The sequence below is a fragment of the Pseudomonas batumici genome (assembly GCF_036585405.1).
GTDB lineage: Bacteria > Pseudomonadota > Gammaproteobacteria > Pseudomonadales > Pseudomonadaceae > Aquipseudomonas > Aquipseudomonas batumici.
Genome location: NZ_CP144470.1, coordinates 1,470,810 through 1,487,180, shown reverse-complemented (window position 1 = coordinate 1,487,180; position 16,371 = coordinate 1,470,810). Strand labels below are relative to the sequence as shown.

The following is a 16,371-nucleotide window of genomic DNA, read 5'->3' as shown; positions in this document are numbered from 1 at the left end:
GACCTCGTCCATGACTGTTAAACAGCTTAGGGCCTTTCTCGCCGTTGCCCAGAGCCTGAGCTTTGCCGTGGCGGGCGAGCGCCTGTATTTGTCGCAGTCGGCCCTGAGCCTGACGATCAAGGCCCTCGAAGAAGGTTTGGGCGGGCGGCTGTTCAGCCGCAACACCCGCAACGTTGCCCTGACCCCGGAGGGCGAGGTGCTGGTGCCCCTGGCCCGGCGCCTGATCGCCGATTGGGACAATGTCGAGGACGAACTGCGCCAGCGTTTCACCTTGCAGCGCGGCCGCGTGACCCTGGCGGCCATGCCGTCGTTCGCCGGCAACCTGCTGCCGCCGATCCTCAAGACCTTCCGTGCACGCTATCCCCAGGTCAATGTCACGGTCAACGACGTGATCAACGAACAGGTCCTGGAGATGGTGCGTGAGGGCCTGGTGGAGCTGGGCGTGGCCTTCGAACCGCAGCAGGGTTCGTCGCTGGCCTTCACGCCGTTGTATATCGACCGCTTCGTTGCCGTGGTGCCGACGGATTCGCCCTGGGTCGATCAGGCGGAGATCGATTGGCACACCTTGCTCACGCAGCCTTTCATCACCTTGCAGCGTCCGTCCACGGTGCGGGTGATGCTGGAAGAGCACCTGCGGGCCCGGGACATGAGCTTGCCGGTGGAGTTCGAGAGCCATCAATTGGCAACGGTGGGGCGGATGGTCGCCAGCGGGCTGGGGGTGAGTGCGGTGCCGGCGCTGTGTATCGGGCAGATGCGCGAGTTGGGCGCGCGTTGCATCACCTTGCGTGATCCGGTGGTCGAGCGGGCCATCGGCGTGCTGACCAAACCCGGCCATGAGCTGTCGGCGGCGGCCCAGGCGTTGTTCGATGTCTTGCTGGGAGAAAGATCGAGTTACCTGAATTTTGAAAAATAACTGCGTTGCTGGTGGACCTTTTGCTGCGATGCGCAATCATTAGCCCATGGATATCCGAAGGAGGTGTGTATGTTCATCCGGTCTTTGACCCTCGCCGTACTGTCCGTCGTTGCTGCCAGTCCTCTCTGGGCGGCCGATGAGGCGTCTCCGCTGGCCCAGGATCTGGGGAGAAGCCGCGCGTTGATCGTGATCGCGCCGAGTACGGCGGATCCCACGTTGGTCAGCCTGAAGAAGGCCATCGAAGACCCGGCCAACAAGAAAGACGTCGACGAGCGTCAACTGGTGCTCTACGAAGTGGCCCAGACCGTCGGCAAGCGCGCGGGCAAATGGATGGAACAGCCGAGCACCATGGCGCTGATTCGCGGGCTCAAGCTGGGGGTCACGCCGGAGGGCAAGTCCACGGTGATCCTGGTGGGCAAGGATGGCGAGCAGAAGATCCTGGAGCACGATGGGCCGATGGCGCTCAAGGATGTGTTCAGTGCGGTCGATGCCTTGCCGGCCTCGGAGAAAGCCGCCGTTCCACCTCCACCCCCAGCGGTGCCGGAGGCCAAACCGGAGAAGGGCGCGAAAGGCGCCAAGGCCGGCAAGGCGGCAGCGCCGCCCAAGGATCTGGATGACTGAGGCGGGGCGGTATTCATCGGGATCAATCCATGGAGGTCATTGCAATGTCGGGTGTTCACAAGGCTGCACAAGTCGGTTTCAGCGCTGAAGCCAAAACCTATGCCCATGGGCGTCCTGACTATCCTGCCGAACTGCTGCCTTGGCTGCGCGACACCCTGGGTGTCGCGCCGGGCGGGCAGGTTATCGACCTCGGTGCCGGCACCGGCAAGTTCACCCGATTGCTGGCGGAGACCGGAGCCACGGTAACGGCCATCGAACCGGTCGATGCGATGCGTGCCGAGCTGGTCGCGCGGCTGCCGACGGTCCGGGCACTGTCAGGTACGGCCGACGACATACCGCTGGAATCCCAGGTGTGCGACGCGCTGCTGTGTGCCCAGGCCTTTCACTGGTTCGCTTACGAGGCGGCGCTGGCCGAGATGCACCGGGTGCTCAAGCCGGGCGGGCGGCTCGGGCTGGTGTGGAATGTGCGGGATGAGTCGGTCGACTGGGTAGCGGCCATTACCCGGATCATTACCCCCTACGAGGGCGATACGCCGCGTTTTCATACGGGCGCCTGGCGCCAGGCGTTCAACGGCCGCTACTTCTCGGCGCCGGAGCTGAGTCGTTTTGAGTACACACATGTGGGTACGCCCCAGGAAGTCATCATCGACCGCTTTCTGTCGGTCAGCTTCATTGCGGCATTGCCGGCGACCGAGAAGGCAGTGGTCACCGAGCAACTTCAGGCGCTGATTCAAACCCATCCGGCATTGCGCGACCGGCCGACCATCGACTTCCCTTACCGGACCGAGGCCTATCGCTGCATTCGCCTGGACTGATGCCCATTGGCCAGCTTAACTCCCACTACCGAGCAGGTTAGGATGCGGCCCTGAAGTGGGCCACGGCCAAGGAGCGGATATGAAAGGCAGCTGTGCTTGCGGGGCCGTCGAGTATGAAATCGACGGTATCGACATGCCGATCGGGCATTGTCATTGCCATACCTGTCGCAAAACCCATGCGGCGGCGTTTGCCTCCACCGCGGGGGTCAAGCGCGAGCATTTTCGCTGGCTCAAGGGCCAGCAAACACTGGCGACCTACGAGTCCTCGCCGGGCAAGCTGCGCCATTTCTGTTCGCGGTGCGGCTCGCATCTGATGGCCGAGAGGCCGAACCTGCCCCTGGTGATTGTGCGTGTCGCGACCCTGGATGACGATCCGGGCGTGGCGGCCGAGCATCACATCTGGGTCTCCCATGACGTGCCGTGGCTGCAATATGAAGGAATGGCCGAGCATCCGGAATGGCAGCCGGGGCGCTGACTGAATGGCTTTGCACCAATAGGCAAGTGGTTTCCCATACAGCTCGCATACCACGATGAGTTATAACGTTAGATTATAATTATATAAAGAGTCATAACGTTAGGCGCTATGCTGCCCGCCATATTGTTTGTGGTTGTGCTGAATTCGCAGGGTTTGCTAATGGATGTCGCTAATTTCGGTTTTGTCGTCGCGGGCCTGGTGGTCGGCTTTATCGTCGGAATGACCGGCGTGGGTGGCGGTTCGTTGATGACACCGATCCTGCTGTGGTTCGGTATCAACCCGGCCACTGCCGTGGGCACGGACCTGCTCTACGCGGCGATCACCAAGTCCGGTGGCGTGCTCGTGCACCGGAAGAACAGCAATATCGATTGGAAAATTACCGGCTGGCTGACCCTGGGCAGCGTGCCAGCGGTGATGTTGACCTTGTGGTTCCTGCACAGCCTGCACACCGCGCCCGAAGCCTTGAACAGCATCATCAAGCAGTCGCTGGGTTTCGTGCTGTTGCTGACGGCGCTGGCGGTGCTGTTCAAGAACAAGTTGCTGGCGTTTGCCCATCGGCGTGGTGTCGATCACTCGCAGATCAGTGACTCGAAGCTGAACGGGCTGACGCTGGTGACCGGCCTGATCCTCGGCACCATGGTGGCCTTGACCTCCATCGGCGCCGGCGCTCTGGGCACGGTGGCCTTGTTTATCCTGTATCCGTTCCTGCCGACCCGGCGCCTGGTGGGCACGGAAATCGCCCACGCGGTGCCGCTGACCCTGGTCGCGGGCCTGGGGCATGCGAGCATGGGCAACATGAACTGGGAGCTGCTGGGCTTCCTGTTGATGGGCTCGCTGCCGGGGATCTACATCGGCAGCCATCTGGCCGGGCGGGTGTCCGACAGAGTCCTGCGGCCTTGCCTGGCGCTCATGCTGTTTTCCATCGGCTACAAGCTGGTGTTCTGACCGTTACCGGTTGAACCCCGCCAGCAAGGCGTCCAGCACACCGCGCACGGCCGGAACCATGCCTCGCCGGGAGGGGAAGATGGCGTGCAGACTGCCCTCGGGCGATGCCCAGTCGGGCAGGACTTGCTGGAGGCGGCCCTGCAGCAGATCGTCCTGCACCAGGTTGGCCGGTAACCGCGCGACACCTATTCCCTTCAATGCCGCTTCACGCAGGGTCTCCAGATCATCGGTGGCCAGCCTTGGCTGGTGGCTGAACACGACCGGGTGCGGCGCCAGGAAATGCCATTGATGTTTATCGTTGGTGTTGGCCATCGCCAGGGTCGGCATCAGCGCCAGGTCATCCAGATGCGTGAGCGTTGCATGTTGTGCCAACAAGGCCGGGCTCGCGACCAGGATGTGCTGGGACGTCAGCAGGGGCAGCAGGGTCAACTCGGAGTCCTCAAGGGGTGGCATCCGTACGCGCAGGGCGATGTCCAGTCCTTCCTCGATGACATCGACGCGTCGGTTGGTCGCATCGAGCATGATCCGCACTGACGGGTTGTCCACCAGATACTGCGACAGAATGGCCCTGGCGCCCATCTGCAAGACGCCCAATGGACAGCTGATCCGCACCACGCCCTGGGGAGAGGCGCGGGTCTGCTCGATGGCGGTCTTCGCCGCCCGGGCTTCCTCCACCAGGGCCACGCAATGCTGGTAGAACAATCGACCGGCGTCGGTCATGGACACCCGTCGCGTGTTGCGATTGAGCAGGCGTACGCCCAGTTCCGCTTCGAGTGCCCCGACGCGACGGCTGAGCTTGGACGTTTGCAACCCCATCGCCTTCGCCGCCGAGGTAAATCCGCCGTGATCCACCACCTTGGCGAAGAGGTACATATTGTTCAAATCGGTCAGAGGGTCCATGGCCAGTCTCGCGCTGATTCAATCGTTCTATTTTCTACAACGTAGCATTGTTTTTTAGGCCGTTCTTCTTTGTTCGTTTCAAATTTATGCTCTTTACGCGGCAATCGGCCGCTTTTTCAGGAGCTGAAATGTTAGAGCATCGATTAAAGGCCGATCTTGGCGGCGGCGACTATGGCTGGCTCAAGGCCCGTCATCACTTCATGGCCACGGCCGACGGCAATCCCGCCCACCGTCCGCTGGGGGCGCTGGTGGTCTGGAACGACGACGAGATCGCGCCCGGCACCGGTTTCCCGATGCACGGTCATGAAAACATGGAGATCGTTTCCTACGTGCTGGAAGGCGCGGTGAGCCATCGGGACAGTGTCGGCGGGCAAGGCCGCACCGAGGCCGGTGACGTGCAGGCGATGAGTGCCGGGACCGGCATTCGGCATGAAGAGCGCAACGCGGGCAGTGTTCCGTTACGGCTGTTCCAGATCTGGTTGCGGCCGCGGGAAAACGGCGGGCGCCCCAACTGGGGCACGCGTCCTTTTCCCAAGTCTGATCGGGCCGGTCAATGGGTCGTGTTGGCCAGTGGGATGCCTGACGATGAAAACGCCTTGCCGATCCGCGCCAACGCCCGTGTGCTCGGCGCGACGCTCAAGGCCGGGCAGTCCTTGAGCGAGTGTTGTTCGGACACTCGCCAGGGTTATCTGGTGCCGGTGCTCGGCGCGGTGAGGGTCAATGGCGAAAGGGTCGAGGCGGGGGATGGGGTCGCCATGACTCGGGAGTCGATGCTCGTTGTCGAGGCCATCGACGATACCGAAGTGGTACTGGTCGAGGTGTTCTGAGCATGAAGACGATCATCATGACCGGCGGGACTTTCGGGCTGGGGGAGGCGACGGCACAGCAACTGGGTGCTGCCCCTGACACCCGGCTCATCCTGGGGGGGCGAGCCACCCGCTTGCCGCTGGAGCTGGCGAGCCTGGGCAGTGTCAGGCAATTCGCCAGGCAGGTGCTCGACACCTTGGGCAAGACGAAGATCAATGCCCTGGTGCTCAATGCCGGGCTCAGCTTTCCCACGGCGGCGCGTACGGTGGACGGTTACGAGACGACCTTTGCGGTTAATCACCTGGGGCATTATCTGCTGTTGCGTCTGCTGGCGCCTGCGTTGGCCCGCGATGCAATCGTGGTGCTGACCACCAGCAATACCCATGACCCCCAGTTCAGTCCGGTTGCGCCATTTCCATTTGTCGATGCGCAACAACTGGCGCATCTGGAGCTTGGGAAAGGCGCGCAGGGCAATGTGGCATTCGAGTCCGGGTTTCGGGCCTACGCCACCTCGAAGCTGTGCAATCTGCTGACGGCGCGTGCCTTTGCGGCTTCAGCCGAGGTCAAGGTGCGGCGCTTGCGGGTCATCGCCTATAACCCGGGCTATATCCCCGGCACTGGCCTGGGGCGCAATTTGCCTGCCGGCGCGCTCACGGCACCACCCATGGCATTGAGTCCCTATTTCGCGGATGTCATGCGGATACAAGCCGGGGAAGCCCTGGCCGATCTGGCGTTGGGGCGGATTGTCCCGCCGAGAGGGCGACTTTATGCGTCCCTGGTGAGAGGGGAGCTGACTTGGCCGGAACCGTCCGAACTCGCTCGTCGTGATGATGTGGCACAGCAATTGTGGAGTGACAGTGCAGTGTTGACGGGGATGGAGGGCGATTAACCGCAGTGAGAGGCCCCGACTTCCCCCCAGTTACCTTCGGGAAAGAGAAGGTCGAGGCCGGTAATGCTTCAAGGCGCGTTGCACGTTCGTAGACGGTCAGCCCAGGTGCTTCATTAGCGAGACGATGATAAACACGGCCAGCGCCATGCCGGCGCCTAGTCCGAAAGACAACCAAACCTTTCGAGGATCATAGGGGGGCGTGTTTCTTGCTTCTTGGTGGAACGCGGCCACGTCGGCACGCAGTTGTATCAGGTCCTCAGACAGACTGCGGGGCTCTTCGGTACGTGGGGTTTGCATGATGTTTATCCTCATTCAAGGGCGTGGTTGGGGGCATGGTCGTCCGACCGCACAACCCCTCGACTAACGGTGATTTGGCACCGACGAATGCTCAAGTCTTTGACCGCTTTTGCCTACTTGTCCAGAAATGTGAGTAGTGTGACCAAGGCGGTGATCAGGCCTGCTCCAACGACGTAGGGGTAAAGCGCGGTTTCACGCTTTATTTTTTCTTTTTCGGTGTTCAGCTTGCTCATTTCTGCCATGAGCTTGCGGGTCTCGACCGAAAGGTTTTCCAGCTCGAGGTGTTCGCGCTCTTCTCTCAACATGGGGTCATCCATCGTCGGGATGGGGGTATAGGTTTGTGGTGCTGACAGGCGGATTTTGTACCCGTGGCGTCCATTTTTTGAAGCGTGGTGATGTTTCAGCTCGTGACCATCGCCACCTTGCGGTTAGAACCGGTCTGGTTGTCGGCGTGCTGATAGGCCGTTGCTGCCGTGGATCGCAGAGTCGAGTAGAGCTGCTAAAGGACAGGGGGAAGCCTTACACAGATCAGGACGTGCAATCGGAATGCGGCCCAAATCTCTTCCGGTAGAAGCCGGGTGTCGCCCCGACGCGCTTGAGAAAGGCCCTGTGCAACGCATCCATACTGCCGAAACCTGCACGTTCAGCGACGCGTGCAAGCGGCCAGTCGGAAGTTTCTAGCAGTATCTTCGCGCGATCGACACGGGCCGCTTCAATGAAATATCCAGGGGTATGGCCCGTCTCCTTACGGAACACCCGCGACAGTGTCCTCTCGCTCATGCCTGCGCGCTCGGCAAGCGCCGCACCGCTGAGGTCCCCGCTTGGATCGTCGATGATGCTTGCAATCAGAGAACGCAGGCGCGGAGTAGCACTTGCAGGGACTTCCAGCCCGGCGCTGAACTGCGATTGCCCGCCCGGCCGACGCATATAGAGAACCAGTTCGCGCGCGACTGCAAGGGCAACGGCTGAGCCGCAATCGGCCTCCACCAACGACAAACACAAGTCTATTCCGGCGGTGACGCCTGCCGAGGTGTAGAAAGGTGGCTGTGCAATGAAGATCGCGTCGGGCTCAACCTGAATGGCCGGCCTGAGCGCCTGTAGCAATGCGCATGCGTTCCAGTGTGTCGTCGCCCGACGTCCATCGAGAAATCCTCCCGCCGCCAGCACGAAGGCACCGGTGCAGACGCTGGCGATTCGAGGCGTCCGTGTGACACGCGCTCGCAACCACGGCAGGACGCCATCCTCGGAGGCGGCGTGACGCAACGCAGCCTCGCTGCCACCTGCGATGACGATCGTGTCCAGTTCATCAGGGAGGTCGTCGAGTGCGACCGCTCCGGCGAGCCGCAAACCGGCATGGGTGGCAATCTCGCCACCCGTGTGCGAGGCCAGCGTGATCCTGTAAGGCATGACGCCGGCGGGGCTATGGAGATTCGCTACGGCGAACACTTCCATCGGTCCGACGATATCCAGAGACTGAACGCCATCGAAGCCGATCACGGCGATCTCACGTGTCCCACGTTGCAAGTAAGTCATGGCGGAAAATGCGACTAGATTGACCTTTCAGTCATCGCATGATGCGTTTAATTTTCCCGGCAGGCAATTCAGCTAAGAAGAGACCGTTCATGCGGCAGGCTTTCCGGATCACGATCGCAACACTGGCGTTGGCGTTTTTTGCATTGACGGCATGCTCCGTGCAATCGACGCCCGGCACGACGCCCGGCCCCGACAGTCAGGCAGCGAGCGCACTGCGGATCCCGACGCCTAAAGCCGGGCGAACGCGTCCCCTGATCGTCGTGCTGGCTGACAACGCCGGGACTGAAACCACCGATTTCGTGATTCCATATGGAGTCCTCAAGGAGTCGCGGGTAGCGGACGTACTGGCGGTGTCGACCGAACCGGGCACGATAAAACTCATGCCGGCACTTCAGGTCCGTGCGGATACGACCATCACCGAGTTCGATACATCGACCCCGGACGGCGCAGACATCCTGATCGTGCCGGCCATGCATCAAACGGATAGCCCCTCCTTGCTTGCGTGGGTTCGTGCCCAGTCGGCCAAGGGGGCCCTGGTGGTTTCGATCTGCGACGGTGCGTGGATTCTTGCCAACGCCGGACTTCTGCGGGACAGGATGGCGACTTCGCACTGGTATTCGGTGAGTGAACTCAAAAAGCAGAACCCGAACACCACATGGGTCCGAAACCGCCGCTATGTCATTGACCGAAACGTGATGACGACGACAGGCGTGAGCGCTTCGATTCCCGCGTCGCTGGCGCTTGTTGAGGCCATCGCCGGGCGGACCGCGGCCGATGCGACGGCCAAGCGGTTGGGTGTGGCCACGTGGGGCCCCGAGCATGACAGCGCGCCCTTCGGATTGAGCGCCGGTCGCGTCGCCGTCGCGGTCGCAAACCTGCTCTCGTTCTGGGGACACGAGACCGTCGAGGTGCCGGTCGAAGATGGCTTCGACGAAATTGGCGTGGCACTGACCGCCGACGCCTGGTCCCGAACCTATCGATCCGAAGCGGCAGCAACCAGTACCGCCGCAATGGTCAGGTCCCGGCGCGGCTTGCTCCTGATTCCCGCCGTCGCGTCGCGCTCGGGTCAACAGGTTCTAACGTCTTACACCGGTGCGTCGGCAACCGCACTGGATGTCGCACTGGAAAACATTGCCAGTCGGTATGGTGTCGCAACCGCCGACTTTGTGGCACTCCAGCTTGAGTATCCTGAACGATGATCCATCCCAGGCAGGTGCTGATCGCTGCAAGGACGACCGGGTGGTTGAGCAGGACCGTCAGCCTGGAAACTGATCGCCGAACATCGGATGGCCGCCAACGGAGTTTTCGCGCGTCACCTCGTCCTGGATGACATCCCAGTGTTCGACCATCACGCCGTCCTCGAGGCGCAGGACATCGACCACGACCCAGTTCGTCGGTTGGCCGAGGCCGGAGAAGCGGCCGTGAAGCATGACGAAATCGCCTTCCGCTACCGCGAGCTGGCATTCGTAACGCATGTCGGGTGACGCCGTGGCGACCAGCTCGAACAGGCCATCGCGCCCTGGGGGCACATGAGCACTGTGTTGGGTATAGACGGACGACCAGAAGCGTTCAGCCGCAACCAGGTCTTTGCGATTGAAGAGGGTTTCGAAGCCTTCGAGAACGATGGCCTTGTTCTCGGCAGGGGTACGTGCGGTCATGGTCTTGGTCCTGTTGGCGATGTGAGAGGCAGGCGACCGCTGGGGCCGCCCGGCGAGGTCAGCCGAAAGCCGGCCCGTTGGCGATCATGTCGTTGAACTGATTGACCCAGGCATGCTCGTTCGGACCCGGGTTGGCGCGCATGGCCTCGGCGGGTGAGACGAGGATTTCGTCCAGGCCGCTCTCGAACTGCTCCATGGTGCCCGCAATGAACTGGTCGAGAGGAATGGCACGCTCTTCTTCGCTGCTGTCGAGCAGTTCGGTGCGTACCCAAGGCGGCGCGATTTCGACCAGTTGGATGCCCTGTTCCCGCAGCAGGTAGCGCTGCGACAAGGTGTAGGAGTGGAGCGCCGCCTTGGTCGCCGAATAGACCGCCGTCACTGCCATCGGCACGAAGCCGAGCACGGAGGAGACGTTGACGATCACCGCATCGGGCTTCGCCTTCAGATGCTCGATCAATGCCGAGGTCATGCGGATCGGGCCGAGCAGGTTGGTGGTGACGGTCGACAACGCGAGTGCATCGTCCACGGGCTTGTCCGCGTGATCGAGCATCATCACGCCGGCATTGTTGATCAGCACATTCAGGTCCGGGTAATCGGCGATAAGCGTCTTCGCGGCCGCCTGGATGCTGTCCGGGTCGGTGATGTCGAGCTCGATGGCGACCATGCCGGGATTGGCGTCGAGCGTCTGCTGCAGCCGCTCTTTGCGCCGGCCGGAGATGATCACCTGATTGCCGAGTTTGTGGAACGCTTCGGCCAGGCCTTGGCCAATGCCGGAACCGCCGCCGGTGATGAAGATCGTATTGCCAGTCATACGCATGACGTTTCTCCTGGAAGAGGGAAAATAAAGGCCGTTCAGCGCGACGCCCGGGTGAACAGGTCGACCGATGCGTCGTGCAGGGTGCTGGCACTAAATTGGCAATTTCGGCGGGATCTGAGTAGTCACGCTTTTTCGCTATCTTCTATGCACGGGATGCATAGGCAATGCGGCAAGCGTCATCGACCTAGAGGTTCGAAGTGTTAGCGTCCTCACCCTGGAGGCTGGCTACAAGGTGCTCGATCAAGGCGCGGCCGGCACTGCGGGTACGCGAGCCATGGGGGAAGTAGGCATGCACCGGTACGGGTTGGGTCTCCCAATCGGTGAGCAGTGCGACGAGTTCACCGCTTTCAAGCTCACGCCGGCAGGCCCAGGCCGTTGTCGAGGTGATCCCCAATCCCGCGGTGGCGGCGGCGACAGCGCCTTCATTTTCGTCGGTGGAGAAGTGAGCCTCGAGCGCAATGACCCGGGTCTCTCCATTGCGCGTGAACATCCAGCCGCTGGGGACAGTCGAGGCAGGCCCCGCGATGATTCGATGGGATTGCAGGTCTTCCGGTATCCGCGGCTCTCCGGCGGCGCGCAGGTAGGCGGGGGAGGCGAGAATGAATCGGGAGATGGTCATGATCTGACGGCTCGTTGCCGTGGAATCCAATAGATGCCCCAGCCTTATCGCGACATCGATATTTTCGCGGACCAGATCCTGCCAGTGATCGGCGAGCATGACCTGGATATGCAGGTTGGGGTGCATCGCCGCGAACGGCGCGATACGCGGAATGATTTCCCTCACGCCGATGCTCGTCGGCATGCTGATCCGCACGACGCCGCGCAGCTCTCCACCGCCGCGAACGCTCTGCTCGGCTTCCTCCATCGCGGCCAGAAGGGGCTCTATGCGCGACAGAAAGTCCGCCCCCGCTTCAGTCGGTACAACCGCGCGTGTCGATCGCGCCAAGAGCAGGGTGCCGAGATCGGCTTCGAGCTCGGCAACACTCCTGGAGACCTGGGATTGAGAAAGACCCACTTCGCGTGCTGCGGCCGAAAAGCTGCCCAGTCGCGCCACCCTGGTGAAAAGTCTGTAGGTGAAAAGGTCCTTCATGTGGCACCTCTTTGGAAACGAAACAGGTGCCCAGGGGCAGCTGAGGGCACAGATGACCCCCAGTTGCCGGCGGTGCAGCGTATCAGGCCACTTCGGTGTACAAGGGATAATCAGTGTAGCCCACCTCGGTGCCACCGAAGAACGACTCGCGGTCGTACGGGTTCAGCGGCCAGCCGTTGCGCAGGCGCTCCGGCAAGTCGGGGTTGGCGATGAAGTGGCGGCCAAAAGCGATCAGGTCGGCATCGCCGGCCTCCAGGATGGCCTTCGCCGAATCAGCGGAGAAGCCGCCCGCGGCGATCAGGGTGCCCTTGTAGTGCTGGCGGATGAGTTGGGACGCCACCGGATTCTGGTCCCGGCGCTCGTCCTCGGCGACACCCAGGATGCGCGGCTCGATCAGATGCAGATAGGCGAGGTCCAGCTTGTTCAGCTCGCGTGCGACATAGGTGAACAGGCCAACGGGGTCGCTGTCGGACATATCGCCGAAATTGCCGCTCGGCCCCAGGCGCACCGCCACCCGATTGCTGCCCCAGACCGAGATCACTGCCTCTACCGCTTCCAGCAGGAAGCGGCTGCGGTTCTCGAACGAGCCGCCGTAGCTATCCGTACGTTGGTTGCTGCCGTCCTGCAGGAATTGATCGAACAGGTAGCCGTTGGCCGAGTGCAGCTCCACGCCGTCGAAGCCGGCAGCGATACCGCGTTCGGCGGCAGCGCGGAAACTTTCCACCAATTGGCGGATTTCCGCGACGGTCAGCTCGCGCGGCGGGGAGACGGGGGTCCAGCCGGACTCGGTGAAGGACAGGCCGCCGGCCACGACGGAAGGGGCCACCGGCTGGCCGCCGTCTGGCTGCAGCAGGCTATTGGACTGGCGCCCCGCATGGTAAAGCTGCAGGAAGATTTTTCCGCCCTTGGCATGGACGGCGTCGGTCACGAGCTTCCAGCCCTCGATCTGGCTATCGTCATACAGGCCGGGAGCACCGAGGTAACCGTTACCATTGGCGGCGGCGATGGTGGCTTCGCCGATCAGCAGCCCACCCTCAGTGGTACGCTGGGCGTAGTATTCAGCCATCAACGGGCCGGGAATGGCGCCCGGTTCGGCGCGCATGCGGGTCAGCGGCGCCAGGACGATGCGGTGGGCAATTTGATAAGGGCCTACTTCGATACTCGTATGCAGTTTGGACATGAAATCGATTCCTGTCAGGAGTGAGATGATGGACGTAATATAGGTGCGCGATGGTTGAGGAAAAATAGCTCGCGAGGCCGAACATTTCGGACCGTTTTTCCGCAATCCAGCGTTGTGGGCGGGGTACTACCAGGGCAGACAGGAAAGGTGATGGAAAGTCTGAATGGCATTTCAATGTTCGTGCAGGTTGCCGAAACACGCAGCTTTACCGAGGCCGGCCGGCAGTTGGGGGTGTCGTCCTCGACCGTGGGCAAGACCATCGCCCGGATGGAAGAGCGTTTGCGTGTACGACTGTTTCATCGCAGCACACGGAGCATCACGCTGACGGCCGAGGGGACCGTGTTCCTTGAGCGCTGCCGCCGCATCCTCAGCGAGGTTTCCGCCGCCGAGTCCGAGCTGTCGGGCCTGGCGGGCAGCCCGCGTGGGCGGCTTCGCGTGGGCACGCCGCTACTGGGCAACCTGATGATGCCGGCCTTTGACGGGTTCATGGAGCGCTATCCGGAAGTCGAGCTGGATATCGATTTTTGCGACCGTATGGTCGATGTGATCGAGGAGGGGTTCGACGCGGTGATTCGGACCGGCGAGCAAGCCGATTCCCGCTTGGCCGCGCGCCGCTTGGGCTCCTGCGCGCATGTGCTGGTGGCGTCGCCCGCGTATCTCAAGCGCCAGGGCGTGCCTGCCTATCCGCGTGAACTGGAACGCCATTTCTGCCTGCAGCACAAGTTTCCCTCAACGGGAAAGCTGGAGCGTTGGCCGCTGCGGCTCGAAGCCTCCGAGGCTGAATTGGTGCTACCCGCCACGATGACGTCGAACACCATCGAGCCCCTGGCCTATGCCGCCATCCAGGGCAGGGGCATTGCCTTCCTGCCCGTTTTCCTGGTGCGCGAAGCCTTGGAAAGCGGCCAACTGGTCACCTTGCTGGACGACTACCTGGACCGCCAGGTCGTCTTCTGGATGCTATGGCCGGCCAGCCGCTATGCCTCGCCCAAGCTGCGGGTGTTCATTGACTACATGAGTGCGCACTTGCGGATCTGATGGTTCACGCCTTCAGCGTCAGGCGCACGCCTTCGCGGTTGGATGTCTCGATAGCCTCGATCAAGTCGTGCATACACAAGGCGTCTGCGAAGGTGGGAGCCTGGTGCGTGCCATCGCGCACATCCTGCGCGTAGGCGGCATACAGGTTGGCTATTTCCTGCTGGCTGTTGTCCAGGTTGTTCTCCGACAGCCAGTTGTAGCGTGGCGGCACCTTGAGCCGTTGCAGGGGTTGAGCATCTCCCTGGGCGGCCTCGAGGGTGTAGAACCCGCTGCCGAAGGCGGTGGTGTTACTGATCCTGATATCACCTTTGGTGCCGGTCAGATCCAATTGAATGCCGTAGTTGTTGCGTTTTCCTGCCTCGATATGGGCCGTCAGCACCGCGCCGTTGGAGAAGGTACCGTTGAGCACGATTTGGTCGGCCGTCGTATGTTTCAGGACCTCGCCCGTCTCGATCAGCGTCACTTCCGGGAACTGGTTGACCGTGAGAGCGCTGATGCTGTCCGGATGGCCCAGCATGCTGAACACGGCATCGAAATAGTGACCGCCATAGATGGAGAGCAGGCTGGAGAAATTCTCCGGCGGGATGGTGAAGTGCAGGGCGGCTATGCGTTCCCGCTGGAAGTATTCGACGCTGATATGCAGCCGTACCGAACGCAGTTCCCCGATATAGCCGTCCTTTAACAGGTCGCGCACGTAGCGATAGTCCGGGTTCAGTCGACGCTGCAATCCGACGATATGGCGAACGCCAGCTTGCTCGGCAAGCTCCATCAGTTCCTGCGACACGGCCTTGCTGGGTGTCAGCGGCCATTCGCAGTACACATCCTTGCCGGCGGCGATGGCGGCCCGCACGGTGATCTCGTGCTGGGGTGCCGTGTTAAGCACGACCACCAGGTCCACTTCCGGATGGTTCACCAAGGCTTCCATGGAGTCGAGCGCAAAGCGAATGCCGTGGCGCTGCGCCAGCTCGGCGGCCTTACCCAGGTCGCGACTGTGGACGGCCGTCAGCTCATAGTCGACAAGCAGCTTGAGGGCAGGCAGGTGGCCGTACTCGGCCCAATTACCGACGCCAATGAGACCCACTCGAATTTTAGAGGGCATGGTCATGAAGCTCCTGAACTTAGTTTGAAGGGCAAAGTTGCGGTGCAGGTCGGCGGCCGGAGGCATAGGCCAGGCTCAAGGCCGCCGCCGCGCAGAGGGCACTGACGAAGCCAAGGTGGGTCAACGCGCTGTAGCGCAACGTCAGGGAGCCGAGACCCGCACCCAGTGAGAAGCCGAGGTACATGAAGGAGGCATTGAGCGACAGCGCCACCGGCGCGCTCGCCACACCCGCCAGACCGACCAGCGTGGTTTGCTGGGCTGGATAAAAAGCCCAGTGCGCCACGCCCCAGGCCGCGATGGCGAGGACAATCGGCACCACCGCGATCTGCTGGCCGGCAAAGTGCGGCGCCAGTGACAGGACGATGAAGGCCGTGGTGGAGGTCGCCAACGCCGGTAGGATCACTGCGCGTGGACCTTTGCGGTCGACCGCCGGGCCGCTGATGGCCAGGCCGATGGCGGCGGCAACGCCCCAGCCGAACAGCACGAAACCTATCGCCGGCCCATTGATGGGGGTGGTGGCTTCCAGAAGCGGGGCGAGGTAGGTGTAGGTGGTGTAGCTGGCCATCGCCCACAACGTGGTGATCAGCAGCGTACGCAACACCGCTGGCTGGGCCGCGGTTGCAACGCGTTGGCGCAGGCTCGCGGTGGCAAGGCCAGCGCCTATTTCCCGTGGCAGTCCCATGAGCAAGCCGGCGACGGCCAGCGCGGAAAGGATCGCGACGCTGGCGAAGGTGGCGCGCCAGCCCATGGCCGCACCCAACACGGTGCCCGCCGGAACACCGAGGGCGATGGCGAGCGACAGGCCGCCGTTGACGATGGCGATAGCGCGGCCACGCTGCTCGGGTGACACCACCACACTGGCCAGCGCATTCGCACCGGGTACATATACCGCCGCAGTGAGTGCCAGCAGCACCCGCGCGGCCATCAACGACCAGTAGCCGCTGGCGGCAAAGGCCAGCAGATTGGCCACTGCAAATAACGCCATGGCCCCGATCAGCAGCTTGCGCCGATTCAGGTGCCCGGTCAGCGCGGCGAGGATCGGAGAGCCCAGTGCATAGGCCAGCGCAAATACACTGACCAGTTGGCCCGCCACGCCGACGCTGACGTCAAGATCCTTCGCCATGCCGGGCAGCAGGCCGGCGATCATGAAGCTTTCGGTACCGACGGCAAAGGTGCCCAAGGCCAGCCAATAAAGCGGCCGTTTGCCCTTGATAAACGGGGTTGAGTCCATGGTATTCCCACTGAGAGAAAGTTGATGGACCCCAGTGTAGGAACAGATGCCGTCGGGAAAAATACG

At 62.3% G+C, this 16,371-nt stretch carries 19 protein-coding genes; 9 read left to right on the top strand and 10 right to left on the bottom strand.

The genetic code is table 11. The features are described 5' to 3' along the window. Positions 1–10 precede the first annotated feature (10 nt). From NUH87_RS06435 to NUH87_RS06415, 5 genes are all read left to right on the top strand, one after another. Complete coding sequence (locus tag NUH87_RS06435; protein ID WP_338525275.1) at positions 11–913, top strand: LysR family transcriptional regulator; 903 nt, start codon at positions 11–13, stop codon at positions 911–913. 69 nt (positions 914–982) lie between these two features. Continuing rightward, positions 983–1,534 carry a DUF4174 domain-containing protein gene (locus NUH87_RS06430; protein WP_338525274.1) on the top strand — a complete coding sequence of 184 codons (552 nt, stop codon included), beginning with the start codon at positions 983–985 and terminating at the stop codon, positions 1,532–1,534. A 44-nt stretch (positions 1,535–1,578) separates the two neighbouring features. Further along, positions 1,579–2,349, top strand: coding sequence for a class I SAM-dependent methyltransferase (locus NUH87_RS06425; protein WP_338525273.1), 771 nt, complete (start codon positions 1,579–1,581; stop codon positions 2,347–2,349). 79 nt (positions 2,350–2,428) lie between these two features. Further along, positions 2,429–2,824 (top strand): GFA family protein, encoded by a 396-nt coding sequence (locus NUH87_RS06420; RefSeq protein WP_338525272.1) that lies wholly within the window; start codon positions 2,429–2,431, stop codon positions 2,822–2,824. A 159-nt stretch (positions 2,825–2,983) separates the two neighbouring features. After that, a complete protein-coding gene (locus tag NUH87_RS06415) occupies positions 2,984–3,769 on the top strand; it encodes a sulfite exporter TauE/SafE family protein (protein WP_040066526.1) in 786 nt (261 codons plus the stop codon). Positions 3,770–3,772: 3 nt separating this feature from the next. On the opposite strand, the gene NUH87_RS06410 is transcribed toward NUH87_RS06415, so the two are convergent. Then, the gene (locus NUH87_RS06410) at positions 3,773–4,669 is read right to left on the bottom strand and encodes a LysR family transcriptional regulator (protein WP_338525271.1); all 897 of its coding nucleotides are present in this window, start codon (positions 4,667–4,669) and stop codon (positions 3,773–3,775) included. A gap of 128 nt (positions 4,670–4,797) precedes the next feature. Between NUH87_RS06410 and NUH87_RS06405 the strand changes: the two genes are divergently transcribed. Both NUH87_RS06405 and NUH87_RS06400 read left to right on the top strand, forming a co-directional pair. Continuing rightward, a complete protein-coding gene (locus NUH87_RS06405; RefSeq protein ID WP_338525270.1) occupies positions 4,798–5,496 on the top strand; it encodes a pirin family protein in 699 nt (232 codons plus the stop codon). Positions 5,497–5,498: 2 nt separating this feature from the next. Next, positions 5,499–6,365 (top strand): SDR family NAD(P)-dependent oxidoreductase, encoded by an 867-nt coding sequence (locus NUH87_RS06400; protein ID WP_338525269.1) that lies wholly within the window; start codon positions 5,499–5,501, stop codon positions 6,363–6,365. A gap of 96 nt (positions 6,366–6,461) precedes the next feature. On the opposite strand, the gene NUH87_RS06395 is transcribed toward NUH87_RS06400, so the two are convergent. The 3 genes from NUH87_RS06395 to NUH87_RS06385 form a co-directional block, all read right to left on the bottom strand. Continuing rightward, entirely contained in the window at positions 6,462–6,662 is a 201-nt protein-coding gene (locus tag NUH87_RS06395; protein WP_338525268.1) for a hypothetical protein, read from the bottom strand. A gap of 113 nt (positions 6,663–6,775) precedes the next feature. After that, on the bottom strand, positions 6,776–6,967 hold the full coding sequence (locus NUH87_RS06390) for a hypothetical protein (RefSeq protein ID WP_338525267.1): 192 nt from the start codon (positions 6,965–6,967) through the stop codon (positions 6,776–6,778). A 223-nt stretch (positions 6,968–7,190) separates the two neighbouring features. After that, positions 7,191–8,195, bottom strand: a complete 1,005-nt coding sequence (locus NUH87_RS06385) for a GlxA family transcriptional regulator (RefSeq protein WP_338525266.1) — start codon at positions 8,193–8,195, stop codon at positions 7,191–7,193. An 89-nt stretch (positions 8,196–8,284) separates the two neighbouring features. Here NUH87_RS06385 and NUH87_RS06380 point away from each other — a divergent pair, with 89 nt between their 5' ends. Next, positions 8,285–9,394 (top strand): DJ-1/PfpI family protein, encoded by a 1,110-nt coding sequence (locus tag NUH87_RS06380; protein ID WP_338525265.1) that lies wholly within the window; start codon positions 8,285–8,287, stop codon positions 9,392–9,394. Between the two features lie 57 nt (positions 9,395–9,451). Here the strand turns inward: NUH87_RS06380 and NUH87_RS06375 are convergent, their stop codons facing one another. From NUH87_RS06375 to NUH87_RS06360, 4 genes are all read right to left on the bottom strand, one after another. Next, positions 9,452–9,853 (bottom strand): nuclear transport factor 2 family protein, encoded by a 402-nt coding sequence (locus tag NUH87_RS06375; protein ID WP_338525264.1) that lies wholly within the window; start codon positions 9,851–9,853, stop codon positions 9,452–9,454. A gap of 58 nt (positions 9,854–9,911) precedes the next feature. After that, complete coding sequence (locus NUH87_RS06370) at positions 9,912–10,670, bottom strand: SDR family oxidoreductase (protein WP_338525263.1); 759 nt, start codon at positions 10,668–10,670, stop codon at positions 9,912–9,914. Between the two features lie 184 nt (positions 10,671–10,854). Further along, positions 10,855–11,760, bottom strand: coding sequence for a LysR family transcriptional regulator (locus NUH87_RS06365; RefSeq protein ID WP_338525262.1), 906 nt, complete (start codon positions 11,758–11,760; stop codon positions 10,855–10,857). Between the two features lie 82 nt (positions 11,761–11,842). Then, positions 11,843–12,940: an alkene reductase gene (locus NUH87_RS06360; RefSeq protein WP_338525261.1), complete on the bottom strand. Its 1,098-nt coding sequence runs from the start codon at positions 12,938–12,940 to the stop codon at positions 11,843–11,845. A 150-nt stretch (positions 12,941–13,090) separates the two neighbouring features. Between NUH87_RS06360 and NUH87_RS06355 the strand changes: the two genes are divergently transcribed. Next, positions 13,091–13,975 carry a LysR family transcriptional regulator gene (locus NUH87_RS06355; RefSeq protein ID WP_338525260.1) on the top strand — a complete coding sequence of 295 codons (885 nt, stop codon included), beginning with the start codon at positions 13,091–13,093 and terminating at the stop codon, positions 13,973–13,975. A gap of 4 nt (positions 13,976–13,979) precedes the next feature. Here NUH87_RS06355 and NUH87_RS06350 read toward each other — a convergent pair whose 3' ends face one another. Beyond that, entirely contained in the window at positions 13,980–15,074 is a 1,095-nt protein-coding gene (locus NUH87_RS06350) for a Gfo/Idh/MocA family oxidoreductase (protein ID WP_338525259.1), read from the bottom strand. 19 nt (positions 15,075–15,093) lie between these two features. Beyond that, positions 15,094–16,305, bottom strand: a complete 1,212-nt coding sequence (locus tag NUH87_RS06345) for an MFS transporter (RefSeq protein ID WP_338525258.1) — start codon at positions 16,303–16,305, stop codon at positions 15,094–15,096. Between the last annotated feature and the right edge of the window lie 66 nt (positions 16,306–16,371).